Source organism: Neobacillus paridis (assembly GCF_016765675.1).
Taxonomy (GTDB): domain Bacteria; phylum Bacillota; class Bacilli; order Bacillales; family Cytobacillaceae; genus Neobacillus; species Neobacillus paridis.
Genome location: NZ_JAESWB010000422.1, coordinates 1 through 517, shown reverse-complemented (window position 1 = coordinate 517; position 517 = coordinate 1). Strand labels below are relative to the sequence as shown.

The window sequence follows — 517 nt, the reverse complement described above, 5'->3', positions numbered from 1 at the left end:
TGCAGGCTCCTGATGCCGTCTGCCCTGCTCCATGGCCACAGCATCGTTCTGGCACATGCGTCAAGGCTGCCCAATTCATTGAAGATTTCTTTTTCAGAATGGTTCTTTCATCCCATTTCTCTTGAAAAATCAAGGAACCCATCCGCAGCAAACGTCACTCAAGCGCCCGTGATCATTTAAATTAAAATCATAATTCTGTTCCAAAAGTCCAATTAATAAAACTCGGACATCGCCTATTTCGATTTTCCACTGAAACCAAGAGAAATCAATGGAACAAAAATTCAGGCAATTGATTTACGAATTTTGCGAGCTTACCAGTTTAGACGAACCTGAGGTCATTGCAGAGGGAAAATCGTTTAACGTCGATGAAGTGGAATGTGCCATTATTTATCAAAGTTACATTGCGCCAGAACACATCCATTGCTATATCGATTTTGGCCTTCCTTCCGGAGACCAGCTCGACGTTGTATACGACCATTTGTTGAAGGCAAATTACCTTCAGTTTGCAAGCACAAAA

General features: G+C 42.2%; 2 protein-coding genes. Both read left to right on the top strand.

Annotated elements, in window-relative coordinates:
• On the top strand, positions 1 to 180 hold a 180-nt coding region (locus tag JK635_RS24575; protein WP_235888367.1), incomplete at its 5' end, for a hypothetical protein.
• A gap of 88 nt (positions 181 to 268) precedes the next feature.
• Positions 269 to 517, top strand: a 249-nt coding sequence (locus JK635_RS24010; RefSeq protein WP_202656467.1) for a type III secretion system chaperone family protein, incomplete at its 3' end; no start/stop codon positions are given.